Below are 21,997 nucleotides of genomic sequence, written 5' to 3'. Positions count from 1 at the left end.
GGGGCGGTCACTGATCATGGGTGGATGACGTGGATCGCACCCGAGGTGTCCCGGCCCGCCGGGATCTATGCCGGCGACGAGCGGACGACGCTTGACAACTTCCTGGACTGGCACCGACACAGCCTGCTGGCCAAGTGCGCCGGCCTGACCGCCGAGCAGCTCAAGATCGCCAGTGTGGAGCCGTCCAACCTGACCCTGCTCGGCCTGGTCCGGCACATGGCGTACGTGGAGCGGGTGTGGTTCCGCGAACGGTTCGCCGGGGAGGACGTGCCCCGCCTGTTCGAGACCGAGGAGCGGGGGGACATCGACTTCGAGGACGTCGCGGAGGCGGACGCCGAGGCCGACTTCGCCCTGTTCCACGCGGAGCTGGACGCGGCCCGCGCGGCGGTTGCCGGCCGGTCGCTTGACGAGACGTTCGTGCTCCGCCGGCGCGACGGCAGCGTCAACGAGACGAGTCTGCGCTGGGTCTACATCCACATGATCGAGGAGTACGCCCAGCATCTCGGGCACGCCGACCTGATCCGGGAACGCATCGACGGCGTCACCGGCAACTGACAGGTCCGTCCTCGCGCGGCGGCGCCTTCACAGCGCGAGCGCGGCCCGCAGGTACGGCAGGTCCGTCGGACCGCTCCACCGGTACGCTGACAGGCCGGCCGCCCGGGCCCCGGCCACCGCCCGGTCCGAGTCGTCGACGAACAGCACCCGCTTCGGTGGCGCACCGATGGCGGCGCACGCCTGCTGGAAGTAGTCCCGGCTGGGCTTGTGCACGCCGAGGACGGACGAGTTGACGACCGCGTCGAGTTCGCCGGTCAGGCCCAGCCGCTCCAGGTCCGCGTCCAGCAGGTCGGTGGCGTTGGTGGCCAGCCCGACCCGGAGGCCGGAAGCCCGCACCTGGCGGACGAAGGCCAGCACGTCCGGGTCGACCTCGCCCCGGTACCGCTCCCACTCGGCGACCGCCGCCCGCGCCCGGTTCAGGTCACCGGTCGCCACCGCGAGGGCGTCCACCACGGTGGACATCCAGTCCGCGTGGGTGACCTGTCCGGTGATCACCGGTTGCAGCAGCGCCCAGCGCATCGCGGTGCCCAGCAGCGCGTCGTGCGGCAGCCCGTACCGCCGCTCCACCCCCGCGATGACCTCCGGATCCCAGCGACGCAGTACGCCGTCCATGTCGACAAGCAACGCGGTCGCGCGGTCGCGCGCCATTCAGCCCTCCTCGGTGTTGATCCGCTGACTGATCACCTGGGTGACGCCGCTGCGCATGGTGACGCCGTACAGCGCGTCGGCGACCTCCATGGTCCGCTTCTGGTGGGTGATGACGATGAGCTGGCTCTTCTCCCGGAGCTGGGCCAGCAGCGTGATCAACCGGCCGAGGTTGACGTCGTCGAGTGCCGCCTCCACCTCGTCCATGATGTAGAACGGGCTGGGCCGGGCCCGGAAGATGGCCACCAGCAACGCCACCGCGGTCAACGAGCGTTCCCCGCCGGACAACAGCGACAACCGCTTGATCTTCTTACCCGGTGGCCGGGCCTCCACCTCGACGCCGGTGGTGAGCAGGTCCTCCGGGTCGGTGAGCACCAGCCGACCCTCACCGCCCGGGAAGAGCACACCGAAGACCTGTTCGAACTCGCGGGCCGTGTCCTCGTACGCGCTGGCGAAGACCTCCAGGATGCGGTCGTCCACGTCCTTGACCACGGTGAGCAGGTCGCGCCGGGTGGCCTTAAGGTCCTCGAGCTGGTCGGAGAGGAACTTGAACCGCTCCTCGAGCGCGGCGAACTCCTCCAGCGCGAGCGGGTTGACCTTGCCGAGCAGGGCCAGCTCCCGTTCCGCCTTGGCGGCCCGCTTCTCCTGCATCGCGCGTTCGAACGGGACCGGCTCGGGCGCCCGTACCCCGTCCCGTTCGGCCGCGGCCAGCTCGGCGTCCGTGGGTGGCACCGGGTTCTCCGGGCCGTACTCGGCGAGCAACGTCTCCACGTCCAGGGCGAAGTCCTCGGCGGCCTTGGCCTCTAGCTGCTCGATCCGCATCCGCTGCTCGGCCCGGGCGACCTCGTCGCGGTGCACGGCGCTGGTCAGCCGCTCCAGGTCGGCCCCGAGCCGCTTGGCGGCGCCGCGCACCTCCTGCAGCTCGGCCTCTCGGGCGGACCGCGCCGCGGCGATCTCGTCCCGGCTGCGTTCGGCGGTGGACAGCGAGATCGCCAGCCGGGTGAGGGCGTCCCGGGCGCCGTTCTCGACGGCCCGGGCGATGGCCGCGCCACGGGCCCGCGCGGCCCGGCGGGCGGCGGCCCGTTCCCGGGCGGCCCGCTCGGCCGCGGCCTGACGCAGCAGCGAGTCGGCCCGACCCGCGATGGCCGCGACCCGCTCCTCGGCGGTACGCACCGCGAGCCGGACCTCCATCTCGTTCTGCCGGGCCGAGGGCAGGTAGTTGGCCAGTTCGTCCCGTTCGTCGGTGGACGGCTCCTCGTCGATCGGCGTGTCCTCCGCCAACCGGAGCCGTTCCTCCAGCTCGGCCAGGGCGGTCACGTCCCGCTCCCGGGCCTCCTCGGCCCGCGCTCTGGATTCGGCGAGCCGATCCGTTTCGGCCTTGGCGGAGCGGGCCGCCGCCCCCAACTCGGCCAGCCGGCGGGCGGCGGCGTTGCGCTGCCCCTCGGCTTCCCGCTTCACCGCCGCGGCGGCTGCCGTCTCGGCCTTGCGCGTGACGACCTCCTCGCGCGCCTCGGCGAGCTGCTCGTTCAGTTCGGCGATTGTCTGCTCGGCCGTCGTGCGGTTGGCCCGGGCCTCCTCGACCGCCGCCTGCACCTCGATGTAGCTCGGCGCCTTCGCCGAGCCGCCCGCGGCGGCGTACGCGCCGACCACGTCCCCGTCCGGAGTGACCGCGCGCAGTTCGGCGTTGGCTGAGACCAGCGCGGTGGCCGCCGCCAGGTCAGGCACGAGCGCGACATCACGCAGCGCCCGGTGCACCGCGGGGCGGATGTCGTCGGGGCAGCTAACCAGGTCCGGTGCCCACCGGGCGCCGTCGGGCAGCTCCGGCCGCAGCGCGTCCAGCGAGCCGATCATGCCGGGACCGGCGTCGCCGGCCACCAGCAGACTTGCCCGGCCGGCGTCGGAGATCTTCAACAGCCGCATCGCCTCGGCCGCCTCGTCCACCCCGCGTACGGCGACGGCGTCGGCGAGCGCGCCGAGCGCGGCGGCCAGCGCCGCCTCGTGCCCGGGCGCCACGGTGAGCAGCCCGGCGAGACCGCCGAGCAGGCCCGGAACCTCGCTGGCCCGGGAGAGCAGGGCGCCGGCGCCGTCCGCCCGGCGCAGCCCCATGGACAGCGCCTCCTCGCGGGCCTTCCAGGAGGCCGCGTCCTTCTCGGCGGCCCGCTCGGCGTCGGACAGCGCGCGTACCCGGGCCGCCGCCTGGTCCTGGGCGGCCTGCGCCTGCGCGTGCCGGGCGTCCAGCTCGGCGTTGTCCCGGTCGGCCTCGGTGGATTGTTCAGCCACCACGTCCAGCTCGGCCTGCGCGTGCTCGGCGCGGGCCAACGCGTCGGCGTGCGCGGCGGCCAACCGAGCGATCTCCTCGGCGGCCGACGAGGTCCGGGCCCGGGCGGAGTTGACTTGCCCGGTCAGCTTCGCCAAGCCCTCGCGCCGGTCGGCGATGGCTTTGGCGGCGGTGACCAGCGACCGTTCCGCGGCGGCGAGCTGCCGTTCCAGCTCCTGCCGGTGCTCCACCGCCTCGGCGAGGTGCACCTGGTCGTCGGTGAGCGCGGCGCGCAGTTCCTCCTCCTGCTCGCGGACCCGTTCCGCCTCGGCCGTGAGCTGGTCGGGGTCGCGACCCGGCCGCTCGTCGTCCGGGGTGGCACTCATGTGCCGCAGCCGTTCCCGGGCCAACTGCTCGGTGGACCGGAACCGCTCCTGCAACGCGGCCAGCTTGAACCAGGTGTCCTGGGCGTTCGCCAGCATCGGGGCGTCCTCGGCCAGAGCCGCTTCCAGCTCCGCCAGCCGGTACTGCACCTCGGCGTGTTCGGCTTCGACCCGCTCCCGCCGGTCCCGCAAGGCGGTCTCGTCGGCGATCTCCTTGTCCAGGGTGGTGCGCAGGGTGGACAGGTCGTCGGCGAGCAGCCGCAGCCGGGCGTCCCGGAGGTTCGCCTGGATCACCGCGGCCCGGCGGGCCACCTCGGCCTGCCGGCCGAGCGGCTTGAGCTGCCGGCGGAGTTCCGTGGTCAGGTCGGTCAGCCGGTTCAGGTTGGTCTGCATCGCGTCGAGCTTGCGCAGCGCCTTTTCCTTGCGCTTGCGGTGCTTGAGTACGCCGGCGGCCTCCTCGATGAAGGCCCGGCGGTCCTCCGGCTTGGCGTGCAGGACGGCGTCGAGCTGTCCCTGCCCGACGATGACGTGCATCTCGCGGCCGATTCCGGAGTCGGAGAGCAGTTCCTGGATGTCGAGCAGGCGGCAACCGCTGCCGTTGATCTCGTATTCGCTCTCCCCCGAGCGGAACATCCGGCGGGTAATCGACACCTCGGTGTAGTCGATCGGAAGCGCGCCGTCGGTGTTGTCGATGGTGAGAGTGACCTCGGCGCGGCCCAGGGGTGCCCGACCGGCGGTGCCGGCGAAGATCACGTCTTCCATCTTGCCGCCGCGCAGGGCCTTCGCGCTGTGCTCGCCGAGCACCCAGGCGATGGCGTCGACGACGTTGGACTTGCCGGAGCCGTTCGGGCCCACCACGCAGGTGATGCCCGGCTCCAGCTTCAACGTGGTCGCCGAGGCGAAGGACTTGAAGCCCTTCACCGTCAGGGTCTTGAGATACACGTTCCCGATCCTCGTCCGCCGCGCCGTCGGGGCCGACGGTCGCCTCCCCGGCCCGGCGCCCGGTGCCGATCCCGGATCGGCTCCCCAGCGTCTGGCGCGAACCGGGCCGTTCGCGAACCGGCCGCCTCCGCGACCGGGTCTTCGCAGCGTAACCCGCACACTGCCGGGCCGATCCGCGGCGCGCGTCGCAGCTTACCGGGCGTGCCCGTGCCGTTCGCCGGTCACCACCACGGCTCCGTGATCGGGACCGGCGTCGCCGGGCACAAGAACGCGCGCCGTCACGGATGTGCCGGCGCGCGTTCTGTGTTCAGTTGTACTGTGCCGTTACCGGGCGGTGGATGACCGCTCGGATCAGGTCAGCGCCGGTTCGGTCAGCCGGAGCAGATTATCCGCCTCGGCCGTCGCGGCGGCGAGCCGATCGTTCTCCGCTCGCAGACGCGTGATCTCGAACTCCAACGCCTCGACCCTGGCACGCAACCGCGTGACCTCGTCGAGGAGGCGCCGGTCAGGCGCCGCACCCACGTGGCCGTAGAGGGCCTTCGCCATATCGTCTCCCTTTGATGCGCTGCCGGTAGGCCGGCCAACGCGCGCCCCATCGCTCGCAACATGCGCCCTCGAGCACACATTGGGCACGATTGGGCGCGACTGGCGACACCTCTATAGTGTGTCGACACGCTCGCTTCGTCAAGTTACGTGGCGCGCGGAAGTCTTCCGTGTCGACCGGTGTCGCCCAGACCCGGCCGCCGCTTGGCACGAACAAGATCACTGTTCGGACGATGACAGTGTACCGTCGAGCCGCCTCCGGCACCCCGGTTTTCGGTCTTTACCTCAGCCTTATGTCTTCCTTAGCCAGATTGCTGGCGCGCGACGTGACACCGTAACCTCGGCCGGGCTTCACGACTGGCAATTTACGGAGGCGAGCGCGTGCAGGGTTGGAACGACCGGATCGACCCGAGCGACCCGAACTGGGCCGACCGGCGAACGGCGGACGAACCGGCGCCGCAGCCGTGGTACGACGCCCTCCACCACTCGTACGACCCCGACGGGCGGTATCCGTACGGCGGCACGGAGGCCGCCGGCCACGCCGCGGCCAGCGGCGAACCGTACGACCCGGACCGGGGCGCCACGGACGCGTACCCGACCGTCGGTGGCTATCCGGGCCCCGGCGGCGAGGACGGCCAGTACCGGCCCGCGTTCGACGCACGACCGCCGTACGACTCGGACCGCGACGACTACCCGACCCAGGCCCCGGGCTTCGCCGGCGGGCACGGCTACGCCGACGGACCCGGCTACGCCGACGGACCCGGTTACCCCGGACATCGGGACGGACTCGACCAGGGCGGGTTCGACCAGGGCGGGTTCGACCAGGGCGGGTTCGACCAGGGCGGGTTCGACCAGGGCGGGTTCCACCAGGGCGGGTTCCACCAGGGCCATCCTGGGTATGGCATGGACCGGGACGCGCACGGCGACGGACCCGAGCGTCCGATCGGTGGCTTCTGGGCCGACCCGCCGAACGCCGGCGACGAGCGCGGCTCGTACCCCGACCACACCGCCAAGTGGGACGCGGCGGACCGCGCCGGTACGGCCTCGGAACCGCCGGCTCGCCGGCTGCCCCGGCCGCTGGTCCTCGCCGGAGCCGCCGCCGCCGCGACCCTGGCCGTGATGGTCGGCGTCGGCGCCATGGTGCTGCCCGACTCGCAGGAGCCGACATCCCGCACGACGACCACCGCCGACGGCGGAACCGCGCCCACCGAGGCGGCTGACCCCTTCGGCGACCCGACGGAGAGCCCGACCGAGCCCGTCCCGACGAGCGCCGCACCGACCCCGAGCGCCAGTCCCAGCAAGCCGGCGGCCACCACCCCGGCGCCCCGCCGCTCGACGGCCCCGCCGGCCCGGCGGACCGAGTCCGCCCCGGCCAGCCGGTCGGGCGGCAGCAGCGGCGGATCCGGCAACGGCTCGGTCAGCAGCACCGAGCAGCAGGTGATCGACCTCGTCAACCGGGAGCGGTCGGCCAACGGCTGCGGTGCGGTCGCCGCTGAGTCACACCTGATGACCTCTGCCCGGCTGCACAGCCAGGACCAGGCGGAGCACAACAAGATGTCGCACACCGGCAGCGACGGCAGCAGCTTCGACCAGCGCATCCGGCGGGCCGGCTACGACGGGCGGACGATGGCGGAGAACGTCGCGTACGGTTACCCGACCCCCGCCGCCGTGATGGACGGCTGGATGAACAGCTCCGGTCACCGCGCCAACATCCTGAACTGCGCCTTCAAGGACATCGGGGTGGGCGTGGCCACGGGGGGCGACGGCCGGCTCTACTGGACGCAGAACTTCGGCGGCTGAGCCGCCCGACACCGCACCGCCGTACGGGTCGTTGATCCGTACGGCGGTGCGGTCGGTACGGGCAGCACGACCCCGTACCAGACCCGACCGCTCGTCGGTGACCTCCGACGTCCTGTGGTCGGGGAGCCGCGATGCCCAGGACCCGCGGCCGGCTGTCGGCGCTGCTGGCCGCCCTGACCCTGTTCGCCCCGCCCAGTTGCGCGGCGGAACCGGCCGCGCCGCCGCCTCACCCGTGGGCCAGCGGCCCGGCGCCGAGCTGGCAGTGGCAGTTGTCCGGCACGCCGGACGTCGACGTGGACGCCGAGGTGTTCGTCCTGGACCCGTTCGCCACGACGGCCGACGTGACCGACCGGCTACGGGCCCGGAACCGCCGGCTGATCTGCTCGGTCGAGGTGGGCACGTACGATCCCCGGCGACCGGACGCCAGTCGATTCCCGGCGGACGTGCTCGGTGCCCCCGCTGGCGGCGATCGGCGCTGGCTGGACATCCGACGCTGGGACGTCCTCGCGCCGATCGTCGAGGACCGGTTCCGGCTCTGCCTCGGCAAGCGGTTCGAGGCCGTCGCCCCGCTGGACGCGGACGGGCACCTGCACCGGTCCGGCTTCCCGCTCAGCTTCGACGACCAGCTCGTGGCCAACCGCCGGGTCGCCGCGATGGCTCGTTCGCTGGGCCTGACCGTCGGACTGGTGAACAACCTGCCACAGGTCACGGCGCTGGCCCCGGACTTCGACTTCGCGATCAACGAGGAGTGCGTACGCCTGGGGCAGTGCGACCGGCTCCGGCCGTTCGTGGCGGCCGGCAAGCCCGTGTTCCACGTGGAGTACACCGGTGACACCGGCGACTTCTGTGTGACCTCCCGAGGGCTGGGCTTCGCCTCGATGCGCAAGGACCGGTCCCTTGGCGTATGGCGCGAACCGTGCCTGCGCTGACTGTCGCCCTGCTCATCGGGGTAGGTCGCCGGCAGACCACCGCGTCCGGCCGCGCCCGTGGGCTTCCGGCCCGGAAGCCCACGGGCAGGGTGGCGTCACCTCCGCGGCCACCCCCTCCGGCCACGTCCCGATCAGCGCGTCAGCACCAGTTCGGGTTCGGGTTCCACGGGCGGCACCGGTCCGGCCGGCGACACCGGGACCGCGGTACGGCCGCGCAGGAACCGCGGCGCCCACCAGTTGGCCGACCCCAGCAGCGTCATCAGCGACGGCAGTACCACCGCGCGGATGATCGTGGCGTCCAGCAGGATCGCCGCCGCGAGTCCGACCCCGAGCTGCTTCATGTCGATCGTGCTCAGCGTCGCGAAGATCGAGAACACCCCGACCATCACGATCGCGGCGCTGCTCACGACGCCCGCCGAACTGGTGATCCCGTAGGCGACGGCCTCCCGGTTGGGGACCCCCCGACGCACCGCCTCGCGAATCCGGCTGACCACGAAGACGTGGTAGTCCATCGACAATCCGAACAGCACCACGAACAGGAACAGCGGCAGCCAGGAGACGATCGCCCCCATCGAGGTGAAGCCGAGCAGATCCTCCGCCCAGGCGCCCTGGAACACCAGCGTCAGCAGCCCGTACGCGGCCCCGGCGGACAGCAGGTTGAGCAGGATCGAGGTGAGGGCGACCACCACCGACCGGAACGTGAAGGTCATCACCAGAAAGGTCAGCACCAGGACGAACCCCATGACCAACGGCAGCTTGTCCCGTACGTGTGCCGCGTAGTCCTCGCTCCACGCCACCGCACCGCTGACGGCGTGCTCGGCGCCGGGAACGGCACCGACGGTGGCCGGGACGAACCTGTCGCGCAGCACCTCCAGCGATCGTTTCGCCTCGTCGGTGCGACTGGCGTGCGGGGTGGCCACCTCCAGCACCGACACCTGCCGGTCAGCGGACACCCGGATCTCCGGACCGTCCTGCTCGATCGGGGCGAACAACGGGTCGGCCGCCGCCCGGCGAGCCAGGTCCGTCAGCGCCACCCGGACCTCGTCGGCCGCGCCGGCCGGTGCCCGCACCGCGACGGTGTGGGTGGTCCCGGTGCTCGGGAACGCGTCGGTCAGCCGGTCGTACGCCTGCATGACCGGCGTGTCGCGGGGCAGGTCCTCCATCCCGGGGAACTTGAGCTGCATGCCGAGCGCCGGGGCGGCCAGCGCGAGCAGCAGACCGACCGAGACGGTCAGGGTGACGGCCGGACGGCGCAGGGCGGGCCGCAGCAGCGCCGGCCACAGGCGGGGCGGCGCCGGCGTGCCGTCGGGACCCCGGCGCGGCGCGGTGAGCCGCCACAGGACGGGCACCCGGGGCCGGTCCACCCAACGTCCGAGCTTGGCCAGCAGCGCGGGCAGCACGGTGAGCGAACCGGCCACGGCCACCGCGACCACCAGGATCGAGCCGACGGCGAGCGAGGAGAAGACCACGTCGCCGGCGAGGAACAGCCCGGCCATCGAGATGATGACGGCGAGGCCGGAGACGACCACGGCGTGCCCCGAGGTCTCGGCCGCGATCTCCACCGCGTCGAGGCTCCCCCGACCCTTGGCCCGTTCCTCCCGTTCCCGCCGGACGTAGAACAGCGAGTAGTCGACCCCCACCGCCATGCCGATCAGCAGGATGACGCTGGCCGTGGTCTCGGTTGCCGGCACCAGGTGCGAGGCGAGCGTCGAGAGCCCCAGCGCGGCGGCGACCGAGGAAAGGGCGAGCAGCACCGGCACCCCGGCGGCGATCAACGCGCCGAACGCGACGATCAGAATGGCCAGCGTCACCGGGAGGCTGAGCAGTTCGGCACGCTTGAAGTCGTTGCCGAGCGTGTCGTCCATGGCCTTGCCGATGGATGGCCCGCCGACCTGCTCGACCCGCAGGTCGGGATGATCGGCCTGGACGCGCGCGGTCGCGTCCAGCAGCGGCTGGATCCGGTCGGACGCGGTCTCCGGGTCGCCGGTGAGGGTGACCGGCAGCAGCAACGCGGTGCCGTCCCGGGCCGGCACCGGCTCGCCGACCGACGCCACGCCGGTCACCGATCCGAGCCGGGCGCGCGCGTCGGTGGCCGCCGCCTGAGCGGCCGTCGGGTCGAGCGTCCCGGTCCGGGCACTGATCAGGACGTTGTCCACCGCCGGGTCGGCGAAGTTCCCGTCGGCGACGATGATGTCGGCGCGCCCGGCCTCACCGATCGCCGAGTCCCGATCTGTCGCCTCGTTGAGACCGGCCGTGTTGCCCCCCACGAAACACACGGCCACGAAGACGATCCACATCGCCACGGCGCGCCACGGATGCTCGGCGCTCCACCGAGCCACCCGTACGGTCACTGGTCTGCTGCCCATGTTCTCGGCTCCCCCTCGTGTCAGCCTCGACGAGTGGACGCTCGTCGAGCCGACGTTAGGGAGGACGGGCGTACCGGGCATCGGGGAACGCCCCGCGGTTGTCCCCGAGTAATCATCCAGATCGGACGGTGACGGGGCCGGCGGCGGCGAACCGGACATCTGACGCAGGAGCGTGGTACGCGCAGGAGCGCGGAACCGCCCGTAGGGAGTGGCGACGGCGTGTCGGCGACGGCATTCCGGAGACGACCCGGAGTGCGGCGCGGGATGACCCCGAGCCGTCCTGAGGGGTCAACCCCGAGCGGCTCCCCGGGGACGCGGCTGGCAACGCGGACAACTGAACGACGACCGGTTCATGAACGGTTCCCGCCGGATGGGAGCAGCGCACCGCCGGCACGGGAGCCCTTCCCGGCCGTACACGGCCAACGAGCGGTCGAAGTAGCCGCTCTCACCGTTCACGTTGACGTAGAGCGCGTCGAAGCTGGTGCCTCCCTCGTCGGTGGCGGCGGCAAGCACGTCGCGGACATGGCCGAGCAGCCGGCCGACCGCGGGCCGGGTGAGGGCGTCGGTGGGCCGGAGGCCGTGCAGCCGGGCCCGCCAGAGCGCCTCGTCGGCGTAGATGTTGCCGACGCCGGAGATGAGGGACTGGTCGAGCAGGGCTCGTTTGATCTCGGTACGCCGTCGCCGCAGAGCCGCGACGAACGCCGTGTCGGAGAAGTCCGGGTCCATCGGGTCGCGGGCGATGTGCGCGATCTCCGCGGGCAGGTCGGCCCCACCCTCGGAGAGGGCCAACCCGCCGAACGTCCGCTGGTCGACGAAGCGCAGCTCGGGGCCTTCGTCGGCGAACCCGAAGCGGACCCGCAGGTGCTTCTCGTCCGGGGCATCGGCCGGCTGGAGCAGCATCTGTCCCGACATGCCGAGGTGACCCAGCACGGCGTCGCCGCTGTCCAGCGGCAGCCAGAGGTACTTGCCACGGCGGCGGACGTCGACCACGGTCCGACCAGCGATGGCCGCGGCGAAGTGTTCCGGACCGGGGACATGGCGGCGCACGGCGCGCGGATGCCGCACCTCGACGCTGGCGATCCGCCGGCCGACGACCCAGGTGGCCAGCCCGCGCCGGACCGTCTCGACCTCAGGCAGTTCAGGCACGCGACCCGCCGTGCGGCTCTGGGTCCGTCACCGGCGGCGGCTGCGGGGCCTCCGTCGCGGGTACGCCGGCGGACCCGGTCGCCGCGCTGTGCGCTGGCGCCGGCGAGTCCAGCCGCGGCCCCGCGGGCTCGGTGGACGCGCCGGGTCCGTTCGGTGGCTCGACCGGGGCCGGCGGCTCCGACTGTTCGGCCGCCTGTTCCGACAGGGTGCGCCAGGCTGTCTCGGCGGCTCGCTGCTCAGCTTCCTTCTTGCTACGACCCTCGGCACCGCCGTACCGGTCGCCGGCCACCACCACCCAGGCGGTGAACGTCTTCGCGTGGTCGGGTCCGGTGTCCTCGATACGGTACTCCGGCACGCCGAGCCCCAGTGCCGCGGTGAGTTCCTGGAGGCTGGTCTTCCAGTCGAGGCCGGCGCCCCGCCCGGCGGACTCCGCCATCAGCGGATCGAACAGCCGGTGGATCACCTTGGCGGCGATCTCCAGGCCGTACTGGAGGTAGATGGCGCCGAGCAGAGCCTCCAGGGTGTCCGCGAGAATGCTTGCCTTGTCCCGGCCGCCGGTGCTCTCCTCGCCCTTGCCGAGCAGCAGGTACGGGCCGAGGCCGGAGGGCCCGAGCCGGCGCGCCACGTCGGCCAGGGCCCGCATGTTCACCACGCTCGCCCGCAACTTGGCCAGCTGCCCCTCCGGCAGATCCGGGTGATTGTGGAAGAGCGCGGTGGTGATGACCACGCCGAGCACCGAGTCGCCGAGAAACTCCAGCCGTTCGTTGGTGGGCAGCCCACCGTTCTCGTACGCGTACGAGCGGTGCGTCAGCGCCCGCTCCAGGAGCTCCGGATCCAACGTGACACCGAAGGCCTGCTCCAGGTGACCGATCGGCGCCCGTCGGCGCTTGCCGTTACCGTTACTGGCGCTCATGGTGCCACCTCGTGAACCATCGGTTCGCTCCCTGGACTGGTCATGCGGACACCTCGGTGTCGCTCGGCCGGACGTCCCGCTGCGGGTCGGCGGACAGCGTGCGGACGGCGGCGGACGCGCCCTGACGGCACAACCGGGCCGCGAGTGCGATGCCGGACGCGAGGTCGGCGGCCCCGGCCGCGCCGTGGCAGACCACCACGGTGCCGGCCACCCCGAGCAGCGCGGCGGCGCGTGGCGCACCGCCACGCCGAGGCGGTCCGCCGGCCAGGTCGTACGCGCCCTCGATGCCCTTGAGCAGGATATTTCCCGTGAAGCCGTCGGTCACCACCACGTCGGCCCGGTTGCCGGCAGTGACGTCGTTTCCCTCGACCAGGCCGACGTACCGGGCGCCGGCCGGCAGCGGCTCGGCGGCCAGGGCGGGATCCGCGGCACGGCGGGGCCGGTCGCCCTTGCCGCCCTCCACACCGACGGACAGCAGGCCCACCCGGGGCGCGGAGGTTCCGTTCACCACCGCGGCGTACGCGGCGCCCAGCACCGCGTGTCGGGCGAGGGTGCCGGCCCGGGCCTCCAGCGAGCCGCCGACGTCGAGCAGCACCACCGGGCCGGACATGGCGGGCAGGATGGCGGCAAGCGCCGGTCGGCGTACCCCGGACCAGCGGCCGAAGCCGAGTACGGCGGCGGTGACGGTGGCGCCGGTCGACCCTGCGGAGACGATGGCGTCCGCCGCGCCGGTCGTCGCGGCGTGGACCGCGGCGCCGATTGTGGTTTCGGCGCGGACCGCGAGCGTCGGATCGTCGGCCATGGTGACCAGGCCGCGGACCGGACGGACCGTCACCCGGAGCCGGTCCGCCGGCGAGAGCGCGGCGACGACCTCGTCGGCCACCTCGGGTGGCCCGACGAGCAGTAGCGTCAGGTCGGCGTCGGCGTCCAGCGCTCGCAGAGCGCCGTCAACCACGACGGCGGGAGCTCGGTCCCCGCCGAGGAGGTCGACGGCGATCCGCACGGCGCCCGGCTGGGCCGCGGCGACCACGGTGTCGCGGTCGCCGCTGACCGGAGCCGGTACCCCGGGCAGTCGCCGGGACGGGCGCGCCCGACCAGGGGTCGGAGGCGTCACTCGGTGTCCAGAATCAGACCTCGATGACCTGGCGGCCGTTGTAGGTGCCGCAGACGGGGCAGGCGGCGTGCGGCAGCTTCGGCGACTTGCACTGCGGGCACGCGGCAGTGGTCACCGCCGCGGCCTTCCACTGCGCCCGGCGGGACCGGGTGTTGCTGCGCGACATCTTGCGCTTGGGAACGGCCACGGTTGCTACTCCTCTTTGCGGATCATTTGCGACAGCCCCGCCCAGCGCGGGTCGAGCTGTTCATGGTTGTGGTCGGCCGGCAGGTCGTCCAGGTGTACCCCGCAGTCGGGGCACAGGCCCGGGCAGTCCTCCCGGCACAGCGGGTTCGTCGGCAGCGCGAGCACCACCGCGTCCCGCACCTCCGGCTCCAGGTCGATCAGGTCGCCCCGCATCCGGCCCACCTCGTCCTCTTCGGCCGTTTCGTCCGTGGTGCTGTGCTCGTAGGCGTACAGCTCCTGAACCGTCACGGTCACCGAGTCGTTGATCTCCCGTAGGCAACGGCCGCACTCGCCGGTCACCGGGCCGCTCACCGTCCCGGAAACGAGCACGCCCTCGGACACCGACTCGAGCCGCAGGTCGAGGCTCAGGTCGGCGCCCTGCGGCACGCGGATCAACTCCACGCCGAGGTCCACCGGTGCCGGCACCACCCGCTTGACCGTACGCAACGCGCCAGGCCGACGCGGCAGGTCTCTCGTGTCGAGGACCAGCGGCGACCTGGGGTCGAGTGGGTTAGGCAAATGTTTGGGCATAGTTAGACTCCGGCCTGGTAGAGGCCGACGAAGAAGGTTACCCGAGGGGCCGCCCCAGCGTCGAACCGGGGCGCGTCCGCTCGCCAGGGTGTCGCAGCTAGAACGGCAGGGGGCGCTCGGCCTCGTCACCCCCGAAGGTACCGATCTCCCGAAGCGCGTGCATCTTGTCCCGGCCGCGCTCGATCGAGGCGAGGGCCCGGGTGAGGAACTGCTCGAAGTTGGCCAGCGCGGTGTCGACGTAGTCGTCGACCTCGTCCCGGAGCCGCTGCGCCTCGGCCCGGGCCTCGGCGATGATCCGGGCCCCCTCGTGCTCGGCGGAGACGGTGATCTCATTCCGCGACACGAGCCTGGAGTGTTCCGCCTCACCCTCGCTGATGATGCGATCGGCCTCCCGTTTGCCGGCCTCCATGATCTTGTCCCGCTCCTCCAGCAACGCAACGGCGCGCCGCAGGTCGGCGGGAAGCTCCGCGCGCAGCTCGTCGAGGGCGGCAATCATCTCGCCCCGGTCCACCATGCAGCTGTTGCGCGACATCGGGACAGAACGGGCCGTCTCCACCATGGCGATGATCTCGTCGATGCGGTCGAGCGGGTCCACCGGTACCTCACCCCTGTCGTTCGATACGGCCGGCCTCCATGATGCGGGTACCGGGCCGGTTGCCGCTCAACCATGATGCGGTCACCGGCACCATCATGGGGCCCCCGCGCGGGTCGTGCTCCGATCACCGCTGGCCCGGCGCGTCGCGCCGGAGCCCCGCACCGAGCGTCGCGAAGCGTCCCCGTCAACCCGTCAACCCGTCAACCCGGCGGCGGGGCCGCGGAGGACGGCGGAGCGGCGGAGGGCGGCGGCCCCAGTCGGCGACGCAACGCCTGGTCCACCGACTCCGGCACGTGCGCGGACACGTCACCGCCCCACTTCGCCACGTCCTTGACCAGGCTGGAGGAGAGGAACGAATAGAGCGGGTTGGTGGGCATGAACAGGGTCTCCACCCCGGCCAGGCCGATGTTCATGTGCGCCATCTGCAGCTCGTAGTCGAAGTCACTCACCGCCCGCAGGCCCTTGACCAGCACCGTGGCCTGCTGGGCGCGGCAGAAGTCCACCGTGAGGCCACGGAACGACTCCACCCGGACGTTGCCGAACGCCGCGGTCACCTCGCGCAGCATCGCCATCCGCTCGTCGACGTCGAACAACGACTTCTTCGTCTGGTTGATCGACACGACGACGATCACCTCGTCGAACAGCCGGCTCGCCCGGCCGATGATGTCCAGGTGACCGTTGGTGACCGGGTCGAACGAGCCGGGGCACACCGCACGTCTCATGATCGGCGACCGTACCAAAGCGTGGTCTCGCCATACCGGCGACTGCGCTCGCCGGTGATGCCGTGCACCCAGGTCGGTGGGCCGCCGCGGGTGGACCGCTCGACGACCACCACGGCGTCCGGCGCCAGCCAGTCGTACGCGACGAGGGCGGTGAGCGTCGCGGCGAGTTCGGCGTCCGGCAGCGCGTATGGCGGATCGGCGAAAACGACGTCGTACGGCCCGCCGAGCGGGCTGGTCGCGAGCACCTGGGCCACGGCACCCGTGGCGAGGGTGGCTCCGCCGCCCGCCCGCAACGTCGCGATGTTGTCGCGGATCACCCGCGCGGCGCGGGGGTCCGACTCCACCAGCAGCACGTGTGCCGCACCCCGGGAGAGGGCCTCCAGGCCCACCGCGCCGGAGCCGGCGTACAGGTCGGCGAAGCGGGCGCCGTCCAGGTCGACCGTTGCCGACAAGGCGCTGAACAGCGCCTCGCGGACCCGGTCCGCGGTGGGTCGGGTGCGGTCTCCCGGCGGCGCGGCGATCCGCCGGCCACCCAACGTTCCGGCGACGATCCGGGTCATCCTGGTCGGCCCTCCTGACGGTGCTGACGGTACCGGAGTGACTGATGTGGCGTGAGATAACAGAAGGTAATCGGAAACCGGCTCACATCTGACTCTGAGTGGATCAAACGTCTCAGGTGGATAACATCATCCTTAGAGGGTCCTGAAGGGTATCCGTGCTCCACGCTAATCGCTAAGGTCTGGCGCTGTGCCGGCTCCCGTTTGCCGGCGTTGCGACGTGGGGGAGGCACCGTCGCAGGTCGCGCCGCGTCAGCAGTGACCTCCTACGCCACCCCCGCCCGTCGTGCCCTGACGCTTCCACCCTCTCAGGAGTAACGCGTGATCCGTCCCAAGCTGTCGCTCCGGCGGCCGCTCGCCGTGCTGGGGGCCGCCTTCCTCGGCCTCACCGCGGCCGTTGCGGTAGCCGCCCCGGCGAGCGCGCACCACAGTGAGGTCAAGGTGGCCGCCGAGTGCGACACCAAGACCGGCGAGTGGGTCGTCGACTGGACCGTCAACAGCTACGCCCCCGTCAAGACGTACAAGTTCATCAAGGTCGACGCGAAGAGCTGGGTCGGCGAGAAGGCCAGCGACCTGTCCATCCCGGGCATCGAGGTCACCAAGGGTGACGAGTACCCGCACAGCGTCGGCACCCCGGTCAAGGCCACCACCCGCCTGGCTGGCGAGACCACCAAGGCCCGGCTCGCGGTGAAGGCCAAGTGGGACAACGGCCACCAGGACGACAAGATCCGCGCCGCCGCCATCGACCTGGGCGGCAAGTGCGCCCCGGATGAGCAGCCCCCGCCGAAGACCGCCGTGCCCTCCGCCAGCATGGTCGCCGACTGCGACGGCAACGTCGACGTCAAGCTGGTCAACGGCAAGGAAGCCACCGCCGACGCCGAGTTCGAGGTGACCGCGGGCACCGGCTTCGAACCCAAGAAGGTGACCGTTAAGCCGGACGCCGACGCCACGGTCAAGGTCGAGGCCAAGTACGCCACGCACATCAAGGTCACCGCCAAGGGCGAGAAGGAGCCGCTGCTCGACGCGGCGCCGACCAAGCCCGAGGACTGCGTCGCCCCGGGTGAGCCGGCCGGCAGCATCAAGATGACCTGTGACAAGCTGATCTTCCAGATCGTCAACCCGGAGGACGGCGAGACCATCGAGGTCACCCTGACCCCGAACAAGGGTGAGGCCAAGCAGCTGGTCGTGAAGGCCGGCGAGACCGGGACCGTCGAGTTCGACGCGTTCGAGGGCCTGACCGTCACCCCCTCGGCCGAGGGCATGGGCGAGGGCGAGCCGATCGCCTGGATCCAGCCGGAGAACTGTGACGAGGAGGGTGGCCCCACCCTGCCGGTGACCGGCGCCCAGGCCACCGGCATCGCGGGCGGCGCCGCCGTCCTGGTCGCCGTCGGTGCCGGCCTGTTCGTGCTGAACCGTCGTCGTAAGATCCGCTTCACCGCCTGATCCGCGTCAGGATGATCTCGATCACCTGAGCGACTGACGGCCCGAGGGCGCGTCGACCACCGGTCGACGCGCCCTCGGTCATTCCCCCCTCGCCCCACCCTCGCCCCCGCCCGCCGCCCGCCGGCCCCGCCCGCAGGCTTCGTTGATCTAGGGCAGATGCCTGTCTCCCGTCGATCTAGGGCAGATGGTCGTGATTGGAGATCAACTCACGACCATCTGCCCTAGATCAACGGCGGGGTGGGTGGGGGTGGGGGTTAGCCCTTTTCCAGGTACTCGGCGCGTTCCTCGTCGACCAGGGCGGCGACCGAGTCGGCCAGTCCCGGATGTCGGGCCAGTTCCGGATCCTCCTCGACCAGGGGGATCGCCTCCAGCCGGGCGTCCCGGATCAGGTCGGTGTCCCGCAGTAGCGACAGTAGCCGCAGGTGCGAGCGCCGGCCGGACTGGGTGGCCCCCAGCACATCGCCCTCCCGGCGCTGCTCCAGGTCCAGCTCAGCCAACCGGAAGCCATCCGTGGTCGAGGCCACCGCGTCCAGCCGTTCCCGCGCCGGGGTCCCCTCGGCCGCCTCGGTGACCAGCAGGCACAGGCCCGGCGCCGAACCACGACCCACCCGACCCCGCAGTTGGTGCAACTGGGAGACGCCGAACCGGTCCGCGTCCAGCACGATCATCACGGTGGCGTTCGGCACGTCGACGCCCACCTCGACAACCGTGGTGGCCACCAGCACGTCAAGGTTCCCGGCGGCGAACGCGCGCATCACAGCGTCCTTCTCGTCGGCCGGCAGCCGGCCGTGCAGCACACCGATCCGCAACCCGTGCAGCGGCCCGTCCGCCAGCAGCGGAGCCACCTCGGTCACCGCCAACGGTGGCCGGCGGGCGGATTCCTCCGTCGGCGGCGGCGCCTCCTCGTCGTCGTCAGAGGCACCGGCCTCGCCGATCCGCGGGCACACCACGTACGCCTGATGGCCGGCGGTCACCTCCTCGCGCAGCCGGCGCCAGGCCCGGTCGAGGTACGCCGGTTTGTCGGCGGCCGGCACCACGTGCGAGGCGATCGGCGAGCGGCCGCGCGGCAACTGGGACAGCGTCGAGACCTCCAGGTCCCCGTACACGGTCATGGCTACCGTGCGCGGGATCGGCGTCGCGGTCATCACCAGCACATGCGGCGGTTGCTCGGCCTTGGCCCGCAGCGCGTCCCGCTGCTCGACGCCGAACCGGTGCTGCTCGTCCACCACGACGAGGCCCAGGTCGGCGAAGTCCACCCCCTCGTACAGCAGGGCGTGGGTGCCGATGACGATTCCGGCTTCGCCGGTCGCCACCTCCTCCAGGGCGCGGCGCCGGGCAGCCGTTCCCAGCGAACCGGTGACCAGCGTGATCCGGGTACCGTCCGGATCTCCGTCCAGCTCACCGGCCCGGCCGAGCGGTCCGAGCAGGGCGGCGACGCCCCGGTAGTGCTGGGCGGCGAGCACCTCGGTGGGAGCCAGCAGAGCGGCCTGCCCGCCCGCGTCCACCACCTGGAGCATCGCGCGCAACGCGCAGACCGTCTTGCCCGAGCCCACCTCCCCCTGCAACAGCCGGTGCATGGGGTGCGCGGTGGCCAGGTCGCCGCTGATCTCCTCGCCCACGTCGCGTTGCCCGTCGGTCAGCTCGTACGGCAACCGGGCGTCGAACGCCGTCAGCAGCCCGTCGTCCCGGCGCGGTCGGGGTCGCGCCGGCCACGACGCCGCCCGATGCTTGCGCTGGACGAGGGTCAACTGCAGGGCGAACGCCTCGTCCCATTTCAACCGCCGGCGCGCCCGGTACAGGTCGTCCTTAGTGGACGGCCGATGAATCTCGCGCAGCGCCCGGGCCAGGTCGATCAGGTTGCGGCTGGCCCTGATCGTCGCCGGCAGCGGATCCGGTGGCGGTGACAGCGTGTCCAGCACCACCCGGACGCAGCGGGCGATCACCCAGGTGGGCACGGCGGCCGCCGCCGGATACACCGGGATGAGCGCGCCGGCGAACTCCTCGATCTCCTCCGAAGCCGCCGCCTCGCCGCCGGCGGCTCCCTCGCCGAGCAGTACGTATTCGGGGCCGTTGAGCTGACGCTTGCTCCGGAACTCGGTCACCTTCCCGGCGAACAGCCCCCACCGACCCGGCTTCAGATCCCGCTCGCGCCATACCTGGTTGCCGAAGAAGGTGAGCGTCAGCGTGCCGCCCGAGCCGTCCTCCACGGTCACCTCGAGCAGGTTGCCCCGACGCTGGCGCATCGGGCGTACCGCCGTGCGGCGCACCTGGCCGAGCACCGTGACCTGCTCGCCCACCTCCAGAGATCGAATGTCCGTATGGTCGCCCCGCTCGTCGTAGCGGCGCGGAAAGTGGTAAACGAGGTCACCCGCGGTGTGCAGGTCCAGGTGGGCGGCGAGCGCCTTGGCGGTCTTGTCGCCCACCAGCTTCTTCAGCGGCGTCTCCATCGTCGCCGTCATTCCACCCCCACCACAAGCGGATAGTTGGGTTGGCCGCCGTCGTGGACCTGCGTCTCGACGAACGGCCAGCGGGCTGCCAGGTGCGCTCGCAGCGCATCGGCCAACCCGGCCGGAGCACCCGCCCCGAGCAGCAGCGTGACCAGCTCACCGCCACCGCCGAGCATCCGGTCGATCAGGTCCCGGCAGGTTGCGAGCAGATCCGTGCCGATCAGATTGACCTCTCCCTCGACCAGTCCGAGAACGTCGCCCGGGCGGCACCGTCCAGCGACGGTGAGCGCCTCCCGGCTGGCCTGGCAGATCTCGCCGTACCGACAGGCTCCGGCGGACTCGGCCATCGCGATCACATCGTCGTCGAACCGCCGCTCGGGATCCCGCACGGCGAGCGCGGCGAGCGCCTGGACCGGCGAGCGGGTCGGCACCACACTGACCCGGATCCCGCGCTGGGCGGCCTCCGCGACCGCCAGGTTCGCCACCGCCTGCGTGTCGGGGTCGTTGGGCAGCACCACGACACGGGCGGCATGAGTGCCGCTGATCGCCCCGACCAGATCGGCGGTCGACGGGTTCCCAGCCACCACGGTGGCCCCCTCCCCGGCGAACAACTGGGCAAGTCCGTCGCCCGCGGCGACCACCACGGCGGCCCGGTCCGGACCGGCCGACTGGACCGCGGTGTCTTGACCGGCGGTGACCCGCGACCCGCCGCCGTCCGCCGGGGCGGCGGCGACGCAGAGATCGGATCGGGTGCCGAGGCCGGCCATCTGGTCGGCGAACCGGGTCACCGTGATCCGGTGCGGCCGGCCGGCCACCACCCCGGCCTCGATGGCCGCGCCCACGTCGTCGACGTGCACGTGCACGTTCCAGGTGGCCGGTCCGTCGACCCGGCCGTCCCCGACCACCACCAGCGAGTCACCCAGTCCGGCGAGCACGGCGCGCAACCGGTCGACCGCCGCCGGCTCGGCGTCGAGCAGATACTGCACCTCGTAGGCGTACCCGGACGCCTCGCCCGGCGCCGGATCGGACCGCTGGCCCGCCGGCCCCGCCAACTCAGCCGTCCGCGGAGCCGGATCGCCCGGCTGCCGGGCCGGCGGGGCGTGCGGTTCGGCGGACGTCGCCGCCGCGCCGCTGACGGTCTCGGCCAGGGCATCCAGCAACAGGCACAGACCACGACCGCCGGCATCCACCACGCCGGCCCGAGCCAGCGCCGGCAACTGCTCAGGGGTACGGGCCAGCGCGTCGGCCGCCGCGGCGGCGGCCGCCCCGGTCACCGACCGTAGGTCGTCGCTGTTCGACCGCTCAGCCGCTGCGGCGGCCGCGGCGGCGACGGTGAGCAGGGTGCCTTCCGCCGGTTCGGCAACCGCGGCGTATGCGGCGGAGGCAGCCGTCCGCAACGCGGCCGCCAACTCCCGACCGCCCACCGCGGGCACCTGGGCCAGGGAGTCGGCCAACCCGCGCAGGATCTGCGAGACGATCACCCCGGAGTTTCCCCGGGCGCCGAGGAGGGCGCCACGGGCCATCAGCCGCAGCGCGTGCCCGTGCGGGGTCGTCTCCCGACCGGGGTCGGTCTCCAGCCCGGCGAGCAGCGCCTGCTGGGCCGAGGTGAGGGTGAGCACCAGATTTGTCCCGGTGTCACCGTCCGGCACCGGATAGACGTTGAGATCATCGATTTCGCCCTGGTGGCGGCGAAGCGCCGCGAGCCCGCCCGAGCACCATCGGCGCACCGCCGCGGCGTCCAGGGTGTCCAACACGGCGAGAAGCCTACTTGCGTGGTCCGACGAGCGCCTTCCGCCGGGCCGCTTCCACGGGCCGGCGACACGGGCCGGCTCCCCCGGGTGGGCGACACGGGCTGGCCCCCCGGGGCCGGCGGAACGGGCTGGC

General features: G+C 72.3%; 18 protein-coding genes. 4 read left to right on the top strand and 14 right to left on the bottom strand.

The annotated features are described in order from the left end of the window. The first annotated feature begins 24 nt into the window (after positions 1 to 24). Positions 25 to 555, top strand: coding sequence for a DinB family protein (locus tag ACFQUZ_RS14815; protein WP_377442324.1), 531 nt, complete (start codon positions 25 to 27; stop codon positions 553 to 555). Between the two features lie 27 nt (positions 556 to 582). Here ACFQUZ_RS14815 and ACFQUZ_RS14810 read toward each other — a convergent pair whose 3' ends face one another. From ACFQUZ_RS14810 to ACFQUZ_RS14800, 3 genes are all read right to left on the bottom strand, one after another. Then, a complete protein-coding gene (locus ACFQUZ_RS14810) occupies positions 583 to 1,203 on the bottom strand; it encodes an HAD family hydrolase (RefSeq protein ID WP_377442322.1) in 621 nt (206 codons plus the stop codon). Then, the gene (gene smc / locus ACFQUZ_RS14805; RefSeq protein ID WP_377442320.1) at positions 1,204 to 4,782 is read right to left on the bottom strand and encodes a chromosome segregation protein SMC; all 3,579 of its coding nucleotides are present in this window, start codon (positions 4,780 to 4,782) and stop codon (positions 1,204 to 1,206) included. A 351-nt stretch (positions 4,783 to 5,133) separates the two neighbouring features. Beyond that, the gene (locus tag ACFQUZ_RS14800) at positions 5,134 to 5,328 is read right to left on the bottom strand and encodes a hypothetical protein (RefSeq protein ID WP_377442318.1); all 195 of its coding nucleotides are present in this window, start codon (positions 5,326 to 5,328) and stop codon (positions 5,134 to 5,136) included. A gap of 378 nt (positions 5,329 to 5,706) precedes the next feature. Here ACFQUZ_RS14800 and ACFQUZ_RS14795 point away from each other — a divergent pair, with 378 nt between their 5' ends. Next, a complete protein-coding gene (locus ACFQUZ_RS14795) occupies positions 5,707 to 7,125 on the top strand; it encodes a CAP domain-containing protein (RefSeq protein ID WP_377442316.1) in 1,419 nt (472 codons plus the stop codon). Positions 7,126 to 7,256: 131 nt separating this feature from the next. Then, positions 7,257 to 8,054 (top strand): endo alpha-1,4 polygalactosaminidase, encoded by a 798-nt coding sequence (locus ACFQUZ_RS14790; RefSeq protein WP_377442314.1) that lies wholly within the window; start codon positions 7,257 to 7,259, stop codon positions 8,052 to 8,054. Positions 8,055 to 8,185: 131 nt separating this feature from the next. Here ACFQUZ_RS14790 and ACFQUZ_RS14785 read toward each other — a convergent pair whose 3' ends face one another. From ACFQUZ_RS14785 to rsmD, 9 genes are all read right to left on the bottom strand, one after another. Continuing rightward, on the bottom strand, positions 8,186 to 10,420 hold the full coding sequence (locus ACFQUZ_RS14785; protein WP_377442312.1) for an MMPL family transporter: 2,235 nt from the start codon (positions 10,418 to 10,420) through the stop codon (positions 8,186 to 8,188). A 288-nt stretch (positions 10,421 to 10,708) separates the two neighbouring features. Next, positions 10,709 to 11,566 (bottom strand): bifunctional DNA-formamidopyrimidine glycosylase/DNA-(apurinic or apyrimidinic site) lyase, encoded by an 858-nt coding sequence (mutM, locus tag ACFQUZ_RS14780; protein ID WP_377442310.1) that lies wholly within the window; start codon positions 11,564 to 11,566, stop codon positions 10,709 to 10,711. Then, a complete protein-coding gene (rnc, locus tag ACFQUZ_RS14775) occupies positions 11,559 to 12,479 on the bottom strand; it encodes a ribonuclease III (protein ID WP_377442308.1) in 921 nt (306 codons plus the stop codon). The genes mutM and rnc overlap by 8 nt, the downstream gene beginning before the upstream one ends. A gap of 40 nt (positions 12,480 to 12,519) precedes the next feature. Next, positions 12,520 to 13,551, bottom strand: a complete 1,032-nt coding sequence (locus ACFQUZ_RS14770; protein WP_377442429.1) for a phosphate acyltransferase PlsX — start codon at positions 13,549 to 13,551, stop codon at positions 12,520 to 12,522. A 55-nt stretch (positions 13,552 to 13,606) separates the two neighbouring features. Next, positions 13,607 to 13,780 (bottom strand): 50S ribosomal protein L32, encoded by a 174-nt coding sequence (gene rpmF / locus ACFQUZ_RS14765; RefSeq protein WP_377442306.1) that lies wholly within the window; start codon positions 13,778 to 13,780, stop codon positions 13,607 to 13,609. Between the two features lie 5 nt (positions 13,781 to 13,785). Beyond that, complete coding sequence (locus ACFQUZ_RS14760; protein WP_377442304.1) at positions 13,786 to 14,349, bottom strand: YceD family protein; 564 nt, start codon at positions 14,347 to 14,349, stop codon at positions 13,786 to 13,788. A gap of 97 nt (positions 14,350 to 14,446) precedes the next feature. Then, complete coding sequence (locus ACFQUZ_RS14755) at positions 14,447 to 14,944, bottom strand: hypothetical protein (protein ID WP_377442302.1); 498 nt, start codon at positions 14,942 to 14,944, stop codon at positions 14,447 to 14,449. A 200-nt stretch (positions 14,945 to 15,144) separates the two neighbouring features. Then, a complete protein-coding gene (gene coaD, locus ACFQUZ_RS14750) occupies positions 15,145 to 15,666 on the bottom strand; it encodes a pantetheine-phosphate adenylyltransferase (protein ID WP_377442300.1) in 522 nt (173 codons plus the stop codon). Next, positions 15,663 to 16,226 carry a 16S rRNA (guanine(966)-N(2))-methyltransferase RsmD gene (gene rsmD / locus ACFQUZ_RS14745; RefSeq protein WP_377442298.1) on the bottom strand — a complete coding sequence of 188 codons (564 nt, stop codon included), beginning with the start codon at positions 16,224 to 16,226 and terminating at the stop codon, positions 15,663 to 15,665. Before rsmD ends, coaD begins: the two co-directional genes overlap by 4 nt. Before the next feature lie 318 nt (positions 16,227 to 16,544). On the opposite strand from rsmD, the gene ACFQUZ_RS14740 reads away from it, so the two are divergent. After that, complete coding sequence (locus tag ACFQUZ_RS14740; protein WP_377442296.1) at positions 16,545 to 17,666, top strand: LPXTG cell wall anchor domain-containing protein; 1,122 nt, start codon at positions 16,545 to 16,547, stop codon at positions 17,664 to 17,666. A 254-nt stretch (positions 17,667 to 17,920) separates the two neighbouring features. Here the strand turns inward: ACFQUZ_RS14740 and recG are convergent, their stop codons facing one another. Both recG and ACFQUZ_RS14730 read right to left on the bottom strand, forming a co-directional pair. After that, positions 17,921 to 20,125 carry an ATP-dependent DNA helicase RecG gene (gene recG / locus ACFQUZ_RS14735; RefSeq protein WP_377442293.1) on the bottom strand — a complete coding sequence of 735 codons (2,205 nt, stop codon included), beginning with the start codon at positions 20,123 to 20,125 and terminating at the stop codon, positions 17,921 to 17,923. Next, on the bottom strand, positions 20,122 to 21,867 hold the full coding sequence (locus tag ACFQUZ_RS14730; protein ID WP_377442291.1) for a DAK2 domain-containing protein: 1,746 nt from the start codon (positions 21,865 to 21,867) through the stop codon (positions 20,122 to 20,124). Before ACFQUZ_RS14730 ends, recG begins: the two co-directional genes overlap by 4 nt. Between the last annotated feature and the right edge of the window lie 130 nt (positions 21,868 to 21,997).

Origin of the sequence: Plantactinospora sp. GCM10030261 (assembly GCF_042666615.1) — a bacterium.
Lineage (GTDB): Bacteria > Actinomycetota > Actinomycetes > Mycobacteriales > Micromonosporaceae > KBS50.
This window is presented reverse-complemented; position numbering and strand designations above follow the sequence as displayed.